The sequence below is a fragment of the Bradyrhizobium sp. USDA 4504 genome (assembly GCF_054063995.1).
Genome location: NZ_JBSSGV010000001.1, coordinates 6,861,681 through 6,882,007, shown reverse-complemented (window position 1 = coordinate 6,882,007; position 20,327 = coordinate 6,861,681). Strand labels below are relative to the sequence as shown.

The 20,327-nt window shown below is 65.2% G+C and carries 17 protein-coding genes; 8 read left to right on the top strand and 9 right to left on the bottom strand.

Annotation, left to right across the window (positions count from 1 at the left end):
• Window positions 1-157: 157 nt before the first annotated feature.
• The 4 genes from ACVMB1_RS32240 to ACVMB1_RS32225 form a co-directional block, all read right to left on the bottom strand.
• Window positions 158-3,310: an efflux RND transporter permease subunit gene (locus tag ACVMB1_RS32240; RefSeq protein ID WP_057021104.1), complete on the bottom strand. Its 3,153-nt coding sequence runs from the start codon at window positions 3,308-3,310 to the stop codon at window positions 158-160.
• 13 nt (window positions 3,311-3,323) lie between these two features.
• Window positions 3,324-4,241, bottom strand: coding sequence for an efflux RND transporter periplasmic adaptor subunit (locus ACVMB1_RS32235; RefSeq protein ID WP_076834763.1), 918 nt, complete (start codon window positions 4,239-4,241; stop codon window positions 3,324-3,326).
• 247 nt (window positions 4,242-4,488) lie between these two features.
• Window positions 4,489-5,142 carry an OmpA family protein gene (locus ACVMB1_RS32230; protein WP_076834764.1) on the bottom strand — a complete coding sequence of 218 codons (654 nt, stop codon included), beginning with the start codon at window positions 5,140-5,142 and terminating at the stop codon, window positions 4,489-4,491.
• A gap of 139 nt (window positions 5,143-5,281) precedes the next feature.
• The gene (locus tag ACVMB1_RS32225; RefSeq protein WP_076834766.1) at window positions 5,282-6,841 is read right to left on the bottom strand and encodes a caspase family protein; all 1,560 of its coding nucleotides are present in this window, start codon (window positions 6,839-6,841) and stop codon (window positions 5,282-5,284) included.
• 388 nt (window positions 6,842-7,229) lie between these two features.
• Here ACVMB1_RS32225 and ACVMB1_RS32220 point away from each other — a divergent pair, with 388 nt between their 5' ends.
• Both ACVMB1_RS32220 and ACVMB1_RS32215 read left to right on the top strand, forming a co-directional pair.
• Window positions 7,230-8,036: an N-acyl homoserine lactonase family protein gene (locus ACVMB1_RS32220; protein WP_016843242.1), complete on the top strand. Its 807-nt coding sequence runs from the start codon at window positions 7,230-7,232 to the stop codon at window positions 8,034-8,036.
• A complete protein-coding gene (locus tag ACVMB1_RS32215; protein WP_256521258.1) occupies window positions 7,990-8,991 on the top strand; it encodes an NAD(P)-dependent oxidoreductase in 1,002 nt (333 codons plus the stop codon). Before ACVMB1_RS32220 ends, ACVMB1_RS32215 begins: the two co-directional genes overlap by 47 nt.
• A 263-nt stretch (window positions 8,992-9,254) precedes the next feature.
• On the opposite strand, the gene ACVMB1_RS32210 is transcribed toward ACVMB1_RS32215, so the two are convergent.
• Window positions 9,255-9,815 carry a MarR family winged helix-turn-helix transcriptional regulator gene (locus tag ACVMB1_RS32210; protein WP_057021109.1) on the bottom strand — a complete coding sequence of 187 codons (561 nt, stop codon included), beginning with the start codon at window positions 9,813-9,815 and terminating at the stop codon, window positions 9,255-9,257.
• A 169-nt stretch (window positions 9,816-9,984) separates the two neighbouring features.
• On the opposite strand from ACVMB1_RS32210, the gene ACVMB1_RS32205 reads away from it, so the two are divergent.
• The 5 genes from ACVMB1_RS32205 (at window position 9,985) to fahA (ending at window position 15,765) form a co-directional block, all read left to right on the top strand.
• Window positions 9,985-11,613 (top strand): FAD-dependent oxidoreductase, encoded by a 1,629-nt coding sequence (locus tag ACVMB1_RS32205; protein ID WP_141342735.1) that lies wholly within the window; start codon window positions 9,985-9,987, stop codon window positions 11,611-11,613.
• A gap of 9 nt (window positions 11,614-11,622) precedes the next feature.
• Window positions 11,623-11,850 (top strand): DUF2783 domain-containing protein, encoded by a 228-nt coding sequence (locus ACVMB1_RS32200; protein ID WP_050401747.1) that lies wholly within the window; start codon window positions 11,623-11,625, stop codon window positions 11,848-11,850.
• A gap of 231 nt (window positions 11,851-12,081) precedes the next feature.
• Complete coding sequence (locus ACVMB1_RS32195; RefSeq protein WP_076834772.1) at window positions 12,082-13,035, top strand: MBL fold metallo-hydrolase; 954 nt, start codon at window positions 12,082-12,084, stop codon at window positions 13,033-13,035.
• 2 nt (window positions 13,036-13,037) lie between these two features.
• Window positions 13,038-14,384: a homogentisate 1,2-dioxygenase gene (gene hmgA, locus ACVMB1_RS32190; RefSeq protein WP_076834774.1), complete on the top strand. Its 1,347-nt coding sequence runs from the start codon at window positions 13,038-13,040 to the stop codon at window positions 14,382-14,384.
• A 109-nt stretch (window positions 14,385-14,493) separates the two neighbouring features.
• Window positions 14,494-15,765, top strand: a complete 1,272-nt coding sequence (gene fahA, locus ACVMB1_RS32185; protein ID WP_076834776.1) for a fumarylacetoacetase — start codon at window positions 14,494-14,496, stop codon at window positions 15,763-15,765.
• Window positions 15,766-15,864: 99 nt separating this feature from the next.
• Here the strand turns inward: fahA and ACVMB1_RS32180 are convergent, their stop codons facing one another.
• Together ACVMB1_RS32180 and ACVMB1_RS32175 are read right to left on the bottom strand one after the other, a co-directional pair.
• On the bottom strand, window positions 15,865-16,176 hold the full coding sequence (locus ACVMB1_RS32180) for a DUF1272 domain-containing protein (protein WP_028335203.1): 312 nt from the start codon (window positions 16,174-16,176) through the stop codon (window positions 15,865-15,867).
• An 81-nt stretch (window positions 16,177-16,257) separates the two neighbouring features.
• Window positions 16,258-16,734, bottom strand: a complete 477-nt coding sequence (locus ACVMB1_RS32175; protein ID WP_038385738.1) for an Lrp/AsnC family transcriptional regulator — start codon at window positions 16,732-16,734, stop codon at window positions 16,258-16,260.
• A 123-nt stretch (window positions 16,735-16,857) separates the two neighbouring features.
• On the opposite strand from ACVMB1_RS32175, the gene hppD reads away from it, so the two are divergent.
• Complete coding sequence (gene hppD / locus ACVMB1_RS32170) at window positions 16,858-17,976, top strand: 4-hydroxyphenylpyruvate dioxygenase (protein WP_076834778.1); 1,119 nt, start codon at window positions 16,858-16,860, stop codon at window positions 17,974-17,976.
• A gap of 202 nt (window positions 17,977-18,178) precedes the next feature.
• Here the strand turns inward: hppD and ACVMB1_RS32165 are convergent, their stop codons facing one another.
• Both ACVMB1_RS32165 and ACVMB1_RS32160 read right to left on the bottom strand, forming a co-directional pair.
• Window positions 18,179-19,291 carry a CaiB/BaiF CoA transferase family protein gene (locus tag ACVMB1_RS32165; RefSeq protein WP_076834780.1) on the bottom strand — a complete coding sequence of 371 codons (1,113 nt, stop codon included), beginning with the start codon at window positions 19,289-19,291 and terminating at the stop codon, window positions 18,179-18,181.
• A gap of 233 nt (window positions 19,292-19,524) precedes the next feature.
• Window positions 19,525-20,325, bottom strand: coding sequence for an FAD binding domain-containing protein (locus ACVMB1_RS32160; protein WP_076834782.1), 801 nt, complete (start codon window positions 20,323-20,325; stop codon window positions 19,525-19,527).
• Window positions 20,326-20,327: the final 2 nt, after the last annotated feature.

Genomic DNA, 20,327 nt, shown 5'->3' with positions numbered 1-20,327 from the left:
TTTCGGAATAATGGAAAAATATCGCTGATTTGCCCGACGTGTCAAGTCGCCGTGTCGGATTCCGGCCGCCGTCGGCTCCTTTGCATGGGGTTGTTTTCGATATTTTGGAGTACGTCATCTCGTACGGGTCGCACCGCTGGCGAGGCGCGGCCTCAGCTCATTCCGCGGCGGGCGAGATCATGTTCGGCGGGCCGGGCGGGCGCTTGGTGTCGTCGGACTGGTGCTCGTTCGGGGTCAGCTCGTGGTCGGCATGCGAGACCACGAGCCGCTTGCCGAAGCGCCAGATCAGGCCGCCGACATCATCCATCACCATGAACATCGCCGGCACGAACACCAGCGACAGCGCGGTCGAGAAGATCAGGCCGCCGATCACTGCGAGCGCCATCGGCGAGCGGAATTCGCCGCCCGCGCCGAACGCAAGCGCTGACGGCATCATGCCGGCGGCCATCGCGATCGTGGTCATCACGATCGGGCGGGCGCGCTTCATGCCGGCGTCGATCATGGCTTCCTCGCGCGCCTTGCCGTCGCGGATCGCCTCCACCGCGAACTCCACCAGCATGATGGCGTTCTTGGTGACGATGCCCATCAGCATCAGGATGCCGATCCACACCGGCGTGGTGAGCTGCTTGCCGGTCAACAGCAGTGCGCCGATCGCGCCGCCGATCGAGAGCGGCAGCGAGAACAGGATGGTGATCGGCTGCAGGAAGGTGCCGAACAGCAGCACCAGCACGGCATAGACCATCATCAGGCCGGCGGTGATCGCGGTGGCGAAACCGTCGGACAGCTCGGCGAGGCTCTCGGCGTCGCCGGACGGGCTGACCCGCACGCCCTTCGGCAGGGTCTTCATGACCGGCAGGTCGTAGATCAGCTTGGTGGCGTCGCCGAGCGCGGCATTGCCGACAAGGTCGGCGGCGACGGTGGCCTGCCGCTCGCGGTCGTAGCGGTTGATGCTGGTCGGGCCCTGGTCGAGCTGGATGTCGGCGACGACGGAGAGCGGCACGCCGCCGCGCTCGCCCCGCTGGCCGAGCGGCACCCGCAGCTGCTCCAGCATCTGCAGGTCGCTGCGCGCATTGTCCTCGAGCTGGACGCGGATCGGTACCTGGCGGTCGCCGGCGTCGAACTTCGCCAGCGCAGGACCGACGTCGCCGATGGTGGCGACGCGAATGGTCTGCGACAGGCTTTCGGTCGAGACGCCGAGCCGGGCCGCGAGCTCGGCGCGCGGGCGGATGCGCAGCTCGGGCCGGTCGAGCGCGGTCTCCGAGATCACGTTGGCGATGATCGGAATCCGCTTCATCTGCGTCGCGAGTTCGCTGGCCACGTTGTTGACGATGTTGCTGTCGGTACCGGTGACGACCAGCGAGATCGCGCGCAGGCCGTTCTCGTCGAGGAACCAGAACCTGATGTCAGGAACGTTATCGAGCTCCTTGCCGATCGACAGTTCGAGCTCGCGCTGGGTGATCTTGCGGTCGGCCTTCGGCGTGTAGTTGATGATCAGCGCGGCGCGGCGGACCTCCTGCAGGCCCGGCGGCACCCGGCCGCCATCGACGAACACGCTCCGTACCTCAGGCCGCTTGCGCAGCCGCGCCACGATCTCCTCGGTGACCTTCTCGGTGTAGGCGAGCTGCGAGCCGGGCGGCAGCTCCATCGCGAGCAGCGAGCGCGCGGTGTCCTGCGCCGGCAGGAAGCCCTGCGGCAGCAGCGTGATGCTCCAGATCGACGCGGCGAAGATCGCAAAGCCGATCAGCACGGTGACGAAGTAATGCTTCACCGACCAGGTGACGAGGCTGTGATAGCCGCGCAGGATCGGGCCGGGCGGAGGATCATCGTGGTCATGATGCTTGAGGAAATAGGCGGCCAGCATCGGCGTCACGAAGCGCGCAGCGAGCAGCGAGAAGAACACCTGCACCGACACGGTGATGCCGAACTGCTTGAAGAACTGCCCGGCAATGCCGGACATGAAGCTCGCCGGCGCGAAGATCGCGATGATGGTGAGCGAGATCGCGATCACCGCAAGGCCGATCTCGTCGGCGGCTTCGAGGGCGGCACGATAGGGCGTCTTGCCCATCCGCATGTGGCGGACGATGTTCTCGATCTCGACGATGGCATCGTCGACCAGGATGCCGGTCGAGAGCGTGATGGCGAGGAAGGAGACGAGGTTGAGCGAGAAGCCGAGCAGGTCCATCGCCCAGAAGGCCGGGAAGATCGATAGCGGCAGCGAGACCGCCGCGATGATCGTGGCGCGCATGTCGCGCAGGAACAGCAGCACGATGATCACGGCGAGGATCGCGCCCTCGAACAGGGTCGAGATCGCGGCCTCGTAATTGCCCTTGGTGAACTCGACCGAGGTGTCGATCAGCTTCAGGTCGACATCGGGATAGGCCACCTTCAGCGCGTCGATCCGCTTCTGCACCGCGGCCGCGACGACGACGTCGCTGGCGCCCTTGGAGCGCTTGATGCCGAGCGCGACAACCGGCTCGCCGTTGAAGCGGGCGAAGGTGCGCCGGTCGGCGATGGTGTCGGTGACGGTGCCGAGATCGTCGAGCCGGATCTCGCCGCCGCCGAACAGCGGGATCATGGTGCCGGCGAGCTCGTTCAGCGTCTTGGCGCCGGCCAGCGTGCGGATCGCCTGGTCGTTCTTGCCGATCTCGGCGCGGCCGCCGGCGACGTCGACATTGGTGCCGCGCAGGATCTGGCTGACATTGACCGCGGTGAGCCCCACCGCCTGGAGCTTGTCGGGATCGAGCGAGACCAGGATCTCGCGCTCGACACCGCCGATGCGCTCGACCTGGGCGACGCCGCGCACGCCCTGCAGGGCGCGCTTGACCACGTCGTCGACGAAATAGGACAGCTGCTCCGGCGTCTTGCCGGGCGAGATCGCAGCATAGGTCACGATCGGCAGGCCGATCACGTCGACGCGCTGGATCAACGGCTCGGTGACATTCTGCGGCAGATTGGCGCGCACCCGCGTCACCGCGTCCTTGACGTCGTTGAGCGCGCGGTCGGTGTTGGTCTCCAACGCGAACTGGATCGTGGTCACCGACAGGCCGTCGGTGATCGAGGAGGAGATATGGCGCACGCCCTCGACGCCGGAGACGCCGTCTTCGATGGTCTTGGTGACCTGCGATTCAAGTTCCGACGGCGCGGCGCCGAATTGCGAGACCGCGACCGAGATCACCGGAATGTCGGCGCTCGGCAGCCGCGTCACCGCGAGCTTGGTGAAGGAGACCCAGCCCAGCACGAGCAGGATGATCGAGAAGACGATCGAGGGAAGCGGGTTCCGGATCGACCATGCCGAGATGTTCAAAGCCATTAGCGTGCCCGAATTACCGTGATCGCGTGCGATCGAGTTCGTCGGCGAACATGGTCTTGATCTGGTCGCCGTCATGCAACGAGGTGCCAGCGTCGGCCACGACGATTTCGCCGACGTCGAGGCCTTCAAGGATTTCGGTCGAGGTGTCGGAGGTCAGCCCGACGCGCACCCTGCGGGTCTCGACGGTGTTGCCCTTCACGACCTGCAGGGTCAGGCGGTCGATCGCGGTGCGCGGCACCGCGACGCCGCAGGAGCGCTTGGCGTCGATATTGGCGCGCGCGAACATGCCGACCTTCAGCGTCGGATTGTTGTTGATGGTGATGCGGACGTGCCCGAGCTGGGTGGTGCGGTCGATCTGCGGCGAGATCTGGCGGACCTTGCCGACCATGTCGGGCGCATCGTCGCGGCTGATCCGCACATTGGCGCCGGGATTGAGCTTCAGGAGCTGGAAGCCCGGCACCTCGGCGTCGAGCTCGATCTCGTTGTTGATGGAGATCTTGAACATCGGAGGCGCCTGCGGCGAGGCCGGCGCGCCGGGCGCGGTGCGCACTTCGGTGATAAGGCCGGCCGCCGGCGCCCGCAGCACAAGCGGCTTGGCATTGGCCTGTGCGGCCTGCTGCGGCGGCGGGGTCAGCCGCGCCAGTTCCTGGTTCTCGGTGACGGTGTCGCCCTCGCGGACCAGCACGTCGGTGACCTTGGAGCCGTCCTGGTCGACATTCACCTGCGCCTCGCGGCGCGGCACGATGAAGCCGGTGACGCGGACCATGTCGGAGAAACAGGCATTGGTCGACTTCGTCACCACGACCAGCGCCTGGCCCGGCGTCACCTTCTCTTCGGGATGGGAGCGATGCTCGAACGCGTAATAGGCGATCGCGAGGGCGAGGAAGAACACCGTGCCGAGCGCAGGCTTGAGGTATTGGGAAAAATTCATAGCCTGATCAATCCAGAGCTTGGCGCGTCATCGGTGTTGGTCGAAGTCTCATCATGCTCGCTATCGTATTGCCTGGGCATTCGGAAGGCCGGTGCCATTGTTCCGGATCATGCCCTGACGTCATGTGAGGCGGGTCACCTGTGGGCCGCGTTGGGGCTCGACCCAACAGCATTGGCCCTAAAGCAAATGCGCCCCGCCGGGGTGCGGGGCGCATTGTAACCTCAAAAAGGGGCCACGCCACCGCCCATCACTTGGCGGCGGTGGCCTTGTTTTCCACGTTCACGACCTGCACGCGCCGGTTCACCTCCGCCATCGGGTGGCTCGGGTCCTTCAGCTTGCTCTTGCCATAGCCGACGGTGACGAGATCGGTGCCGTTGATGCCGTATTTGTCGACGAGATAGCGCTTGATGGCGTCGGCACGGCGTTCCGAGAGGCCCTGATTGTAGTCCTCACCGCCGGCGGCGTCGGTGTGGCCGGCGACCACGAAGGTCGAGCCCTTCAGGTCCTGATTGGTCAAGGCGCGGCCGAGCGCCTGCACCGACGGCAGCGACTTGGCGCTGATATCGGCGGAGTTGTAGTCGAAGTTGATCTCGAGATCGATCTTGGGCTTGTCCTGGACGATGGTCGCGATTTCCTCGCGCTCGGCCGAGGACAGCGAGCGGGTGGTGCGGCCGCGGACGCTCTGCACGAATTTGGCCTGGTCGACGTTCAGCTCCGGCGAGGTGGTCTGCGGGCCGGCCGAAAGACCGCGGGTCAGCGGCTTCTTGTCGGGCGTCAGCGCCTTGATGATCTGGTCCTCGGTGACATCGTCACCGGCGCGGGCGGCTGCCAGGCAAAACGACAGCGCGGCGCCAACGGTCATGATTGAAACGATCGCGGCCTTTGCCGACGGCTTGAACATTTCGGTCCCTCCTGCGCAAGCTGACGCGGTTCCAACGACTATCCAGATTGATTGCCGGCATCGCCGCCCGGCTCGCACCCTCTGATTAGTCGCTCAATTCCGTCAGCGGTTCGAGCCGCGGGCAGACCTTCGTCCATTGTCACTGCACGCCGTAGTCGGCGAATTCCTTGACGATGTTCGGGTCCATCGCCTTGGCGTTGGCGATGTCGAGATCGCCCTCCGCGACCGCGCCGTTGCGCTGCTTGGCGAGCCCGCGCCCGTACAGCGACGAGGTCAGCCGCGGATTGATCTTCAGCGCGGCGTCGAAATCGGCGATCGCGTTCTTGTTCTGCCCGCCCTTCAGGTTCATCAGCCCGCGGCTGTCGAGTGCATCGACGAAGTTCGGACGCAGGCGCAGCGCCTCGTTGCAGTCCTTCAGCGCCGCCTGCAGGTCGCCGATCACGGTGCGGACCCAGCAGCGGTTGTTATAGGCCTCGACATCCTTCGGGTTCAGCCGCAGCGAATTGGTGAAGTCCTTCACCGCGAGGTCGTAGGCCCCCTTGCTGGCATAGACCTGGCCGCGGCGATACAGCGCCGCTGCGTCATCGGGATTCTTGTCCAGCTTTTCGCTCAAGCTCTTGATCGTCGGATCATCGGCGAGCACAGGCGAATTGCTCGGGGCCGGCGTGGGCTGGATCACCACCGGCGGCGGAGCCGCGGGCGGCGGCAGGGCGATCTCGGGCGCCTTGGGCTGGGGTGGCGGTGCAGTCGGCGCTGCCGCAATCGGAGGCGTCGGCGGCGCCGGTGATGGTGTCGGCGCTGTTGCCGCTGGTGGCGTCGGGGTCGCCGCGGGCGGTGTCGGCGTTGCTGCGGGCGGAGCCGGCGGAGGCGCGACTGGCGGTGCCGCTGCCACTTCCGGTGACGGCGACGCGGCGGTTGCCGGCGCGGCGTTCGACGGCCCGGCCGTGCCGGCCGGAATGAACGAGAAATCCTCGGCCAGTGACGACGAGATCCACGGCACCTGTTCCTGCCGCGAGGCGCGGGTGACGCCGACGCGGGTGCGGTTCAGCGTTTCCTCGGCCATCAGGTCGGGGGTGCGGATCTCCTTCAGGAGTTCCCGCACGAACAGGCTGTGGTCGCTGCCATTGTCGGAGACGACAGACGACAGCGCGGCCGAATACATCACCAATGTACCGTTCGGGGCGATCACCGGGGCGAGCCCTGCCGAAAAGCTGCGGAAGCGCCGCTCGAACGGGTTGCGCCGCGAGGCGTCGATCAAGGCGATCTTCACACCGGCGCCACGGCTGTTGATTTCCCCGAGCACGGTCTCGAGGCTGAAGCCGTCGCGGCGTACGTCCGCCTCGGCCCAGATCTGCGCATCGATCGGGATCATGTAGCTTTGCCGGTTCGACTGGATGCCGTAACCGGAGAAGAAGATCAGGGCGACCGAGCCCGGCTTGATCTTGCCGTAGAGCCGGTCGAACGCGCGGCGCATGCCGTCGCCGGTCAGGTTCTCCCCGACCTCGACGGTGAAGCCGTCGCGCTTCAACTCGTCGGCGACGTCACGGGCGTCGTTGACCGGCTCCTTCAGCGGTGCGTCGGCGTCGGGATATTTGGCGTTGCCGATCACCAGCGCGAAACGGTCGCCGGCAGCGAAGGACAAAGTGGGCGCCGCGATTGAAAAAATCAGCGTGGCGAGCAAGGCAAGGCGGATTTTCATAATCGCAGCAAATCCAGATCGCGGCATTCCAGTGAAACGGCGCCGCTTCCAGCCTGCGCCTCGGGAACCTTACTCTAGCGAAAATCCATTATCAAACCACGGCCAAGCCCCCGTCAACGGCTTGCGGCAGCATCGTTTATCGCGGTGATGCCAGCCAGACCGCAGTGCAGCAGCATGCGGTCATGGCGGCCATCGTCATCCGGCACGGTGCTGGTTCCTGCGGGCCGATAACGTGCCTGCACTCACGAAGGCTGTCGCCACCCTGTCATGCGCTCGTCGCACGCCGCGCGGTTTGACCTTTGCGCGAGGCGATGGCTTTGTGTTCGGGACGGCAGGCTATTCAAAGACAAGCCGTTCAAAACAGGCCTTGCAAACAAGAGCGAAACCGATGGGAAACGCCTACGAGATCTACGCCCTGCGCTATGCGACGATGTCGCCGCGCACGCCCCACCTCAACTTCCTGGTGCCCGATCCGCACGATACCACCGCGCAGGACCTGGATTATTTCGTCTGGCTGATCCGTGGCCATGGCCGCGACATCCTGGTCGACACCGGCTTCAACGCCGAGGAGGCTAAGGCGCGCGCCCGCAAGCTGACGCTCAACCCGGTCGACGCGCTGGCCGGCTTCGGCGTCAGTGCCGATAGCATCAAGGATGTCGTCGTCACTCACCTGCATTACGACCACGCCGGCAATCTCGATCGCTTCCCGAACGCCAAATTCCATCTGCAGGAACGCGAGATGAGCTACGCGACCGGCCGCTGCATGTGCAACGGCATGCTGCGCCATCCGTTCTCCATCGAGCACGTCACGCAGATGGTGCGCCACGTCTATGGCGAGCGCGTCACCTTCCACTCCGGCGACGGCGAGATCGCACCCGGCGTCACCGTGCATCGCGTCGGCGGCCATTCCGACGGCCTGCAAGTGGTGCGCATCGAGACCGCGCGCGGCCCGGTCGTGCTGGCGTCGGACGCCGCGCATTATTATGCGAACCTGCACAAGCGCAGCCCGTTCCCGATCGTCTACAATGTCGGCGACATGGCGCAGGGCTGGGAGACCGTCGAGCGGCTCGCCGGTCATCCGGACCGCTTCATTCCAGGTCACGATCCGATCGTCAGCGAGATCTATCCGCGCGCCAGCGACAAGGTCGATGCGTTCGCGCTGCATCTCGCGCCATCGCGATCGTTCGCGAAATAGCCTCGCCGATTGGGCGAGGCTCGTCTGCAACACGTCAAGAAACGTCAAAAGAAGCGATATGACTGACACCAAGACGACTGACACCAAGACTCTCGGGTTCATCGGCCTCGGCGTGATGGGTGAGCCGATTTGCCGCAACCTGGTCAAGAAGAGCGGCAAGCGCGTTGTCGTGTTCGACCTCTCGGCCGAACCGCTGCAGCGGTTGCGCGCCGACGGTGCCGAGGTTGCGGCGTCGGTCGCCGACGTCATCAAGCGGAGCGATGTGGTGTTCCTCTGCTTGCCGAGCGCCAGGCACGTGCGCGCGGTGTTCGAAGGCGACGGCATTTTGAAGAACACGAGAAGCGGCCAGATCGTGGTCGATCTCGGCACGTCTTCAGTCAGCCAGACCCGCGATTTCGCCGCGCAGTTGCAGGCCAAGGGCGCGGCGTGGGTCGACGCACCGATCGCGCGCACGCGGCAGGCGGCGCAGGACGGTACGCTCAGCGTGATGGTCGGCGCGGTGCCGGCGCTTTATGCCGCGATCGAGCCCTTGATCCGCTGCTTCGCCACCGATGTCACCAATTGCGGTGACGTCGGCGCCGGGCAGGTGACCAAGATCCTCAACAACATGGTGCTGTTCGAGACCGTGAACGCGCTGGCCGAGGCTGTCGCGGTGGCGAAGCATAACGGCGTCGATCCGAAGCTGCTGCTGGAAACCTTGTCGAAGGGCTCGGCCGACAGCTTTGCGCTGCGCAACCATGGCATGAAGGCGATCGTGCCCGGCGTGTTTCCCGAGCGCGCATTCTCGACCGAATATGCGCTGAAGGATCTGTCCTACGCGCTGGAGCTCGCCGCCGACGCCGGCATCAAGATCCGCGGCGCGGAGCTGATCGGCACGGTGCTGCAGGAAGCGATCGACAAGGGATCGAAGGACAATTATTTTCCGGTGATCGCGACACATATCGACAGGGCGTAACGGCACCGTCATTGCGAGGAGCGTAGCGACGAAGCAATCCATCGTCCCGCATGCTCGGATGCATGGATTGCTTCGCTTCGCTCGCAATGACGGTGGAAGGAGCCGCACAAGATTCCATCACCGTCACCCCCGCGCAAAGGCTTCGCCTTTGTCGCTGGAGGAGCGCGCTCTTGCGCGCGTCTCGAAGGGTCGACGGCCACCAGCCGGGCCGTGCATCCTTCGAGACGCGCTGCGCGCTCCTCAGGATGACGGGTTGAGTGAGCCTAATACGCGTCCTTCGCGTCGGCCTCTTCGCTGGTCTGCACCAACTCGAGGGTGCTCTCGACCTTGCCGAGCAGGCGGCCGAGGTCGCGGCGTTCCTGTGCGGAGAGGCAGGACAAGATCTCCTGTTCCTTGCGCAGCAGGCGCGGGATCAGTTCCTCGTAGAGCGCCTGGCCCGTTTTGGTCAGTCGCAGGCGGAATTCGCGGCGGTCGTCGGCGTTCTCGACGCGCTCGACGATCTCGCGCTCCATCAGCGCCGACACCGCGCGGCTGATGGTGGATTTATGGGTGCGCGTGCAGTGCGCGATGTACTGCGCGCTGCAGGGATCGCTGCGGAAGCCGAGCGTTGCGAGCACGCGCCACTCCGGAATGTCGAGGCCGTAGCGCGCCTGATATTCGCTCGACAGCGCCGAGGACACCTCGGCCGCCAGCCGGTTCAGGCGGAACGGCATGAAATGGAAGAGATCGAGGCGCTTCTTGGTCGGCGCGATAGTGTCGCGCAGCTCCGCTTCCACGGCACTGCGCGGCCGGGCTGGAGGCTGGCTTGCAGAGGTCCGTGCCAAAAATCCCTCCAATTTGAGTTGACGGCAGCCCCGACTGGGGGTTTAAGATAGTTGCAAGTGAGACTAATTTAGCAAGGTCGCGGCCGGCTCGCAAGGTCCCGGTCGCACGCCGGTCACACAGAACCGCAGCCAGAGGCCGCGGCGCAAGGGAAACATCCAGGGTCACGCAATGGCACACGCCAACACGGCACAGGCCAAAACCCAGTTCGGCTATCGCCGTCATCCCGACCAGGAGCGCTCGGGCGCCAATGTCGCGGAGCATCCCGTCGTCGTGGTCGGCGCCGGGCCGGTGGGATTGTCGCTCGCGATCGATCTCGCGCAGCGCGGCCAGCGCGTGGTGCTGCTCGACGATGCCGACCGGATCGGCGAAGGCTCGCGCGCGATCTGCTTCTCGAAGCGCTCGCTTGAGTTCTGGGATCGCCTCGGCGTCGGCGACCGCATGGTCGAGAAAGGCGTGGTGTGGAGCGTCGGCAAGATCTTCCACGGCGCCTCGCAGCTCTACCAGTTCAATTTGCTTCCCGAGGAAGGCCACAAGCGGCCCGCCTTCATCAACCTGCAGCAGTTCTACGCCGAGGCCTATCTGGTCGACCGGGTCGGGCAACTGCCTGAAATCGACCTGCGCTGGCGCAACAAGGTGATCGCGCTGGAGAGCCGCAACGATGGCGTTGCGCTGACCATCGCAACCCCTGACGGCTCCTACCAGGTGCACGCGACCTTCGTGGTCGCCTGCGATGGTGCTCGTTCCTCGCTGCGGCAGATGGTCGGCGCGGAGTTCGCGGGCCAGGTGTTCGAGGACCAGTTCCTGATCGCCGACGTCAAGATGACGGCGGCGTTCCCGACCGAGCGCTGGTTCTGGTTCGATCCGCCGTTCCATGCCGGACGCTCGGCGCTGCTGCACAAGCAGCCGGACGACATCTGGCGGATCGATCTGCAGCTCAACCCGGATGCCGATCCGGTGGCCGAGAAGCAGCCCGAGAATGTCCGGCCGCGGATCGAGCGCATGCTCGGCCATGACAAGTTCGAGTTCGAATGGATCTCGCTCTACAAGTTCCAGTGTCGCCGGATGGCCAAGTTCATCCACGGCCGGGTGATCTTTGCCGGTGATTCCGCCCACCAGGTCTCGCCGTTCGGCGCGCGCGGCGCCAATTCCGGGCTCGAGGACGCCGAGAATTTGGCGTGGAAGCTCGACCGCGTGCTGCGCCGGCTGTCGCCGGAGGGCTTGCTGGAGAGCTATCACATCGAGCGCAGCGCGGCGGCGGACGAGAACATCCGCGAGTCGACCCGCTCGACCGACTTTATGGCGCCGGTGACGAAACAGGAAGCGCGGCTGCGCCAGGCGGTGCTGTCGCTCGCCAACGATACCGAGTTCGGCAAGCGCATGGTCAATGGCGGGCGGCTGTCGGTGCCGTCGGTCTACGATACGCCGCTGTCGAGCGGCGATCGCGATGATTGGCGCGGCGGCCCGCGGCCCGGCGCCTCGATGCCGGATGCTCCGGTGACGGAGCAGGGCGGAGGTTCCACCTATCTGACCGATGTTTTCATCAGACAGGGAACGCGCTTCACGCTGCTGGAGTTTGGCAATGGCGCGGCTGCCGATGTGCCCGATGGCGTCGGCAGCATCCGAGTCGGCGGCGAGGATGGGCTGGTCGACGCGCAGGGCCTTGCCGGCAAGCGCTACGATGCCGAGCCCGGCACCGCCTATCTGCTGCGGCCGGACGGCTATGTCGCGGCACGCTTCCGCAACGCGGCGCGGCCGGCACTTGATGCGGCGCTGGCGCGCGCAGCCGGCCTGAACTGAGGAGCAGTCATGGCGCTGTCGACCAGTTCGAATTTCGCAAAGCCCGATGACGCCTTCCGCGCCATCGTCGAGGCCCATCGCGGCCTCACCGAGGCGCAGAGCGCCGATCTCGATGCTGCGCTGGTTCTGGTGCTCGCCAACCATATCGGTGATCTCGACGTGCTGCGCGAGGCGATCGCGCTGGCGAAGCGGCGGATGCTTGATGCAAGCCAGCAGCAACAGCAGCAACAACAATAGTTACGAGCTGAATCAGGATGGATCTTGATCAAGTCGCGCAGCAGCCTCCGCCTCACCTCGCCCCGCTTGCGGGGAGAGGTCGGAACGCATCGTCAGATGCGCTCCGGGTGAGGGGGCGCTTCCGCAGACACATCTGTCGCCGTGTATGCGGAGACAGCCCCTCACCCCAACCCTCTCCCCGTAAGAACGGGGAGAGGGGGCGAATGCTCTTGAACGGACAGGATTGAACTGATGGCCAAAGGTTTCGCATCGACCACGGATCTTTCGGAGAAGAAGGTCACCTTCTCCGAGATCGGCACCGACCTCTATGCCTTCACCGCCGAGGGCGATCCCAACACCGCCGTGATCGTCGGCGACGACGGCTGCCTGGTGTTCGACGCGCAGGCGACGCCGGCGATGGCCAACAAGGTGATCGAGCGGGTCAAGACCGTCACCGACAAGCCGATCAAATATGTCGTGCTGTCGCACTATCATGCGGTGCGCGTGCTCGGCGCCTCCGCCTATCACGCGCAAGCTATCGTCGCCTCGCAGGAGACCTATCGCCTGATCGAGGAGCGCGGCCAGCAGGATTGGGATTCCGAATATGGCCGCTTCCCGCGCCTGTTCCAGGATGCGGCAAGCATTCCCGGCCTGACCTGGCCGACGCTGACCTTCGAAGGCGAGATGTCGATCTATCTCGGCAAGCGCGAGGTGCGGCTGATGCAGCTCGGCGCCGGCCATACCTCGGGCGACATCGTCGCCTGGGTGCCGGATGCCGAGGTGATGTTCTCCGGCGATCTGATCGAATATCACTCGGCGTGCTATTGCGGCGATGCGCATTTGCGCGAATGGCCGACGACCTTGAACGAGATCCGCGCCTTCAATCCGAAGGCGATCGCGCCGGGCCGTGGCGATGCGCTGAAGGGCCTCGCCACCGGGCGCGATGCGATCGCGATGACCCGCGATTTCGTCACCACGCTCTACGGCGCGGCCGAATCATCCGTCGCCAAGGGCCGCAGCATGAAGGAATCGATGGCGGCAACGCGCGAGGTGATGGATCCGAAGTTCTCGAGCTTTGCGATCTACGAGCACTGCCTGCCGTTCAACGTTTCGCGCGCCTATGACGAGGCGTCGGGGATCGACGATCCCGTGATCTGGACCGACAAGCGCGACCAGGAAATGTGGGCCGCCCTGCAAGGAGGATAGCGATGAACATCAATACCTCGCCTGATCAGATCGTCCGCAGCTCAGGGCAAGTCACCCCGGGCTACATGTCCGGCTTCGGCAACAGCTTTGAGACCGAGGCCTTGCCCGGCGCGCTGCCGATGGGGCGCAATTCGCCGCAGCGCTGCGCCTATGGGCTTTATGCCGAGCAATTGTCCGGCTCGCCGTTCACGGCGCCACGCGGCACCAACGAGCGCTCGTGGCTCTATCGCATCCGCCCGTCGGTGCGGCACTCCGGCCGCTTCGCCAGGGCAGATAGCGGGCTGTGGCGCACCGCGCCGTGCCACGAATACGACATGCCGATCGCACAGTTGCGCTGGGACCCCGCGCCGATCCCGAAGGAGGACATGACCTTCCTGCAGGGCGTGCAGACCATGACCACGGCGGGTGATGCCAACACCCAGGCCGGCATGGCCGCACACATCTATCTCATCACCAAATCGATGGTCGATCAGCATTTCTACAATGCCGATGGCGAGATGATGTTCGTGCTGCAGCAGGGCAATCTGCGTTTCGTCACCGAGTTCGGCCGGATTGATGCCGAGCCGGGCGAGATCGTGGTGATCCCGCGCGGCGTCAAATTCCGCGTCGAAATTCCCGGCGGCCCGGCGCGCGGCTATCTCTGCGAGAATTACGGCGGCGCGTTCACGCTGCCGGAGCGCGGCCCGATCGGCGCCAACTGCCTCGCCAATTCACGCGACTTCCTGACGCCGGTCGCGAGCTACGAGGACAAGGACACCCCGACCGAGCTCTACGTCAAATGGGGCGGCTCGCTGTTCAAGACCACGCTGCCGCATTCGCCGATCGACGTGGTCGCCTGGCACGGCAATTACGCGCCCTACAAATACGATCTGCGTACCTTCTCGCCGGTCGGCGCGATCGCCTTCGATCATCCCGATCCCTCGATCTTCACGGTGCTGACCTCGCCGTCGGAGACCGCGGGCACCGCGAATATCGACTTCGTGATCTTCCCGGAGCGCTGGATGGTGGCCGACAACACCTTCCGTCCGCCGTGGTACCACATGAACATCATGTCGGAGTTCATGGGGCTGATCTACGGCGTCTACGACGCCAAGCCGCAGGGCTTTGTGCCGGGCGGCATCAGTTTGCACAATTGCATGTTGCCGCACGGTCCCGACCGCGAAGCCTTCGAGCACGCCAGCAACAGCGAGCTGAAGCCGGTCAAGCTGACCGGCACGATGGCCTTCATGTTCGAGACCCGGTTCCCGCAGCGCGTGACCGAACATGCGGCGAAATCGTCGACGCTGCAGGACGATTACTCGGATTGCTGGAAGGGCTTGGAGAAGAAGTTCGACCCGAACAAGCCGTGAGTTTGTGTCCCTCGTCATCGCCGGGCTTGACCCGGCGATCCATCGCGCTTTCCGAAGATGGATGCCCGGGTCAAGCCCGGGCATGACAGCTTCTTGATTGGAGGAATCAGTGACCCACCCCAACGACCCAAAGCTCCGCTCCTTCATCGACGTCGCCCCGACCTCCGACTTCCCGATCCAGAACCTGCCCTATGGTGTGTTCTCGTCGAAGGATGGCCTTGCGCCGCGCGTCGGTGTTGCGATCGGCGATTATGTGCTCGACCTGTGGGAGCTCGAGCAGGACTCGCGGCTCGATGTCGGACCGCTCGGCGTGTTCTCGCAGCCGTCGCTCAACGCCTTCATGGCGCTCGGGCCGAAAGTGTGGTCGGCGACGCGGGCGCGGATCAGCGAGCTGCTCCGCTCGGATCATCCGGAGCTGCGCGACAACAGGGAACTGCGGGCGCGGGCGCTGGTGCCGATGGCCGACGTCAGGCTGCACATGCCGTTCGCGGTCTCCGGCTACACCGATTTCTACTCGTCGAAGGAGCACGCCACCAATGTCGGCGTCATGTTCCGCGGCAAGGACAATGCGCTGCAGCCGAACTGGCTGCATATGCCGATCGGCTACAACGGCCGCGCCTCGACGGTGGTCGTGTCGGGCAGCAAAGTGCGCCGCCCCCGCGGCCAGCTGAAGCCGCCGACCGCTGAGGTGCCGAGCTTCGGCGCCTGCAAGCGGCTCGACTTCGAGCTCGAGATGGGCGTGGTCGTCGGCCAGGCCTCGCCGATGGGCGAGATGCTGACGGAGAAGCAGGCCGAGGAGATGATCTTCGGCTTCGTCATCCTCAACGACTGGAGCGCGCGCGACATCCAGCAGTGGGAGTATGTGCCGCTCGGCCCGTTCCAGGCCAAGGCGTTCGCGACCTCGATCAGCCCGTGGGTGGTGACGCGCGAGGCGCTCGAGCCGTTCCGCATGCAGGGCCCGGCGCAGCAGCCGGAGCCGCTGGCGTATCTCAAGCAGACCCAGCCGAACAATTACGACATGCAGCTCGACGTCGCGCTGCGCGCCGGTGCAATGAACGAGGCGAAGACAATCTGCAGCACCAACTTCAAATACATGTACTGGTCGTCGGTGCAGCAGCTCGTGCACCATGCCTCGAGCGGCTGCGCGATGAATGTCGGCGATCTCCTCGGCAGCGGCACGATCTCCGGCCCCGAGAAGCACCAGCGCGGCAGTCTCCTGGAAATCAGCTGGAACGGCACCGAGCCGGTCGAACTTGCCAGCGGCGTGACGCGGTCGTTCCTGGAGGACGGCGATTCGCTCGTGATGCGCGGCTGGTGCCAGGGCGACGGCTATCGCGTCGGCTTCGGCGAGGTCGAAGGCACGATCGTCGCGACGGAGTAGGTCGCGTTGTCATTCCGGGGCGATGCGTAGCATCGAGCCCGGAATCTCGAGATTCCGGGTATGGTCCTTCGGACCATCCCGGAATGACGGGTGGGCCAGCTACCGTTCCTCGGGCCTGACATCCCTCAAGCGCGCCGTATTCGCCGCGACGTCCTCGAGGCTGTATTTCAAATGCACCCGCTTGTCCGACGGCGGCTGGTTGACCGTGCAGACACCCGGCCGCCACGGCTTGGCCGGGCGGATCGGCCGCGGCGCAAAGCCGCCGCCGCAGTTCGGGCAGACATTGCCGAGCCTGGTCTCGGCGCAATCCGCACAGAACGTGCATTCATAGGAGCAGATCCGCGCGTCGGTGGCGCTGGGTGGCAGGTCCTTGTCGCAATATTCGCAGTTCGGTCGCAGCTGCAGCGCCATGGTTCGTCTCTCTTGCCGTTGCCGGAATGATCGCAAGTGGTGCCGCAAAAGCGAATGGCGGATTTCCCTCGATTCGAGCCATCACGCCTGTAGCGACTTCAGCGGCAGCCTGGTGCTCTCCTTCAGGCGGTCGAGCACGATCGAGGAGCGCACATGGGCCACGCTCTGGTGCGGCATCAGCACGTTGTTGACGATGTCGGACAGGCTCTTGAGGTCGCGCAGCATCACCTTGAGCACGTAGTCGGCATCCCCGGTCAGCGCATAGGCCTCCTGGATATCGTCGACCCGGTTGACCAACTCGCGAAACCGCTTGGCGTTGTCGGGCGAGTGGGTCGCCAGCGTGATGTGGATGAAGGCGATCAGGCCGAAGCCGAGCGCCTCGCCGGCGAGCTCGGCATGGTAGCCGGCGATGACCTTCTCCTCCTCCAGCCGCATCCGCCGCCGCGAACATTGCGATGCCGACAGCCCGACGAGGTCGGCCAGCTGCTGGTTGGTCAGCCGGCCGTCGTCCTGCAGGGCGGCGAGCATTTTCAGGTCGAAGGCGTCCACTTCAGGCATGCGTCAAATGTCCATTTCGTGCACGGATCGTGCGCAAGGCTAGCAAAATGGGACCGATTTTGCACGCACGTTGTGCAGCAAATGACGGAAACTGATCCCCAGACAAGTCAGGGAGTTGCCGCCATGGGTCCGTTTCCGCACGATGCGCCGCCGGCCGAAATCAGCACTGAGAACCCGATGGGCACCGACGGCTTCGAGTTCGTCGAATATGCCCATCCGAATCCGGCGGAGCTGCACGCGCTTTTCAAGCTGATGGGCTTCGTCGCGGTCGCCCGCCACCGGACCAAGCAGATCACGGTCTATCGCCAGGGCGACATCAACTATCTCGTCAATGAGGAGCCGGGCAGCCACGGCTTCAACTTCGTCGCCGCGCACGGTCCCTGCGCGCCGTCGATGGCATTCCGCGTCGTCGACGCCAAGCAAGCCTATGAACGCGCGCTCGCGCTCGGCGCGGAGCCGGCGGATGTCGCGCCCGCGGCGAAGACGCTCGATGTGCCCGCGATCAAGGGCATCGGCGGCAGCCTGCTTTATTTCGTCGACCGCTACGGCGCCAAGGGTTCGGCCTATGATGCCGAGTTCGAGTGGCTCGGGGCCGTCAACCCGCGCCCGGCCGGGTCGGGGCTTTATTACATCGATCACCTCACCCATAACGTCCATCGCGGCCGGATGGATGTCTGGACCGGCTTCTATGCAAAACTGTTCAACTTCCGTCAGATCCGTTTCTTCGACATCGAGGGCCGCGCATCCGGCCTGTTCTCCCGTGCGCTGACCAGTCCGGACGGCAAGATCCGGATTCCGATCAACGAGGACGCCGGCGATTCCGGTCAGATCGAGGAATATCTCAACGTCTACCGCGGCGAGGGCATCCAGCACATCGCCTGCGGCGCGCGCGATATCCACGCGACGGTCGAGAGGTTGCGCGCCGACGGCCTGCCGTTCATGCCGTCGCCGCCCGATACCTATTTCGAGCGGATCGACGCCCGCCTGCCCAAGCATGGCGAGGACGTCGCCCGGCTCAGGACCAACGGCATCCTGATCGACGGCGAGGGCGTGGTCGACGGCGGCCAGACCAAGGTGTTGCTGCAGATCTTCTCGGCCAACGCGATCGGGCCGATCTTCTTCGAGTTCATCCAGCGCAAGGGCGACGACGGCTTCGGCGAAGGCAACTTCAAGGCGCTGTTCGAATCGATCGAGGAAGACCAGATCCGCCGCGGCGTGCTGAAGGTCGATCACGCGGCGTGAGCCATGGCGCGCCGCGCCAGCGCACAGCAAAGGGTGTCGTCCCGGCCTCGTGCGCAATTGCGCACGGGAGCCGGGACCCATACCGCGGAATCTATCGCGTGTGCCGGGTAGTAGTCCCGCGGAAAAAAGCCGCGCGCCACAACCGCGTGTCGTGGTTATGGGTCCCGGCTCGCGCTTCGCTTGGCCGGGACGACAACGAGATTTACTTCGCTGCTTTCCAAGCCGCCGTCACATCCCCGATATTCGCCAGCTCCGGCTCGCGGATCGCGGACGGCGTGCGCGAGAAGCGCGGCGCGGGGGCAGGCTGGGTGACGCCGTGGCGTTCGACGAACACCTGGCGCGCGGCCATGTGCGGATGCTTGGGCGCTTCCTCCATGGTCAGAATCGGCGCGAAGCAGATGTCGGTGCCTTCCATGATCTGGCACCAGTCCGCGCGCGATTTGCTCTTGAACACCCGGGTCAGCTTCTCCTTCAGCGCCGGCCAGGCCTTGCGGTCCATCTGCGCGTCGAAGTCGGCGTCGGTCAGGTCGGCATGCTTGCGCAGCAGCGCGTAGAATTGCGGCTCGATCGAGCCGATCGAGATGAAGTTGCCGCAGGAGCATTCGTAGACGCCGTAGAAATGCGCGCCGCCGTCCAGGAAATTCTGGTCGCGGCCGCCGCTCCAGCGGCCCTGCGCGGCCATGTCGTAGAACATCGACATCAGCGAGGCCGCGCCGTCGCACATCGCGGTATCGACCACCTGGCCCTTGCCGGACTTCTGCGCTTCCAGCAGCGCGGCGAGCACGCCGACCACGAGGTAGAGCGCGCCGCCGCCGAAATCGCCGACCAGGTTGAGCGGCGGCACCGGCTTCTCCTTGGTGCCGATCGCAGCCAGCGCGCCCGTGATCGAGATGTAGTTGATGTCATGGCCGGCGGCATTCGCCAGCGGGCCTTCCTGGCCCCAGCCGGTCATGCGGCCATAGACCAGTCTTGGATTGCGCGCGAGCACGACATCCGGGCCGAGGCCGAGGCGCTCCATCACGCCGGGACGAAAGCCCTCGATCAGCGCGTCGGCGTGGCCGAGCAGGTCGAGCACTTCAGCAATCGCCGCCTTGTTCTTGAGGTCGAGCTCGATGACCTTGCGGCCGCGGGTTGCGACCGCCTTCAGATTCTTGCCGGCGCCGACCCGATCGAGCGTGATGACCTCGGCGCCCATGTCGGCGAGCAGCATGCAGGCGAACGGGCCGGGACCGATGCCGGCGAATTCGACGATGCGGAAGCCGGCGAGCGGGCCCGAGGTGCGGGCGGCAGTCTGGGAGGCAGGTTTATCGAGCACGTTGTTCTTCCGTTGGTTGCGGGGCGCTAGGCGGCTGAGATGTCACGGCTGGCTTGGTGCCGAACTTCATGCGTTCTCCCAGCCGTCCGTGGGACGGTATTTTTAATTAGCTGATTAGCTAAATTGTCTCGCCTAAAGCCGGATGTGGCAAGCACCTTTTGTCCTGTGCCGCCGGTAAAAACGCGAACGGCGCGCATCGCTGCGCGCCGTTCTGGACTTGTGTTTAGGCGCTATCAGCCCGCGGCCGCGACCGCCCGCTGTCCCATCACCTTGATCAAGTTGGCGCGGTAGTCGGCCGAGCCGTGGATGTCAGCGAGCAAGCCGCTCGCCGGGATATTGACGCTGTCGAGCGCCGAGGCCGCCCAGTTCGCCTTCAGCGCCTGCTCGATAGGCGCCACCCGCATGACGCCGCTCTGCGATGCGCCAGTGGCGGTGGCGCGGACGTCACCCGACTTGGTCTTGGCGACGAACACGCCGGTCAGCGCGAAGCGCGAGGCCGGGTTCGGAAACTTCGCGTAGCCCGCCTTGGCCGGGACCGGAAACGACACCGCGGTGATGATCTCGCCATCCTCGAGCGCCGTCGTGAAAAGGCCCTTGAAGAAATCATCCGCCGCGATCGACCGCTTGTTGGTCTTGACCGTCGCGCCGAGCGCCAGCACCGCCGCCGGATAGTCCGCCGCCGGGTCGTTGTTGGCGAGCGAGCCGCCGATCGTGCCGCGATAGCGCACGGCAGGATCGCCGATCATCGACGCCAGATTGGCGAGCGCCGGGATCGCCTTCTGCATCGCATCGTTTTGCGCCACATCGTAATGCGGAGTCGCGGCCTTGATGGTGACGGTGTCGCCCGACACCTCGATGCCGATCATCTCCTGCACCTTGGAGAGGTCGATCACGTCGGAAGGCGCGGCAAGACGCTGCTTCATCACCGGAAGCAGGGTTTGTCCGCCGGCGAGGAATTTTGATTCCGCGCCTTTGGCGAAGGTTGCGGCGGCGTCAGCGACCGAGGAAGCGCGGTGATAATTTGTCTCGTACATGG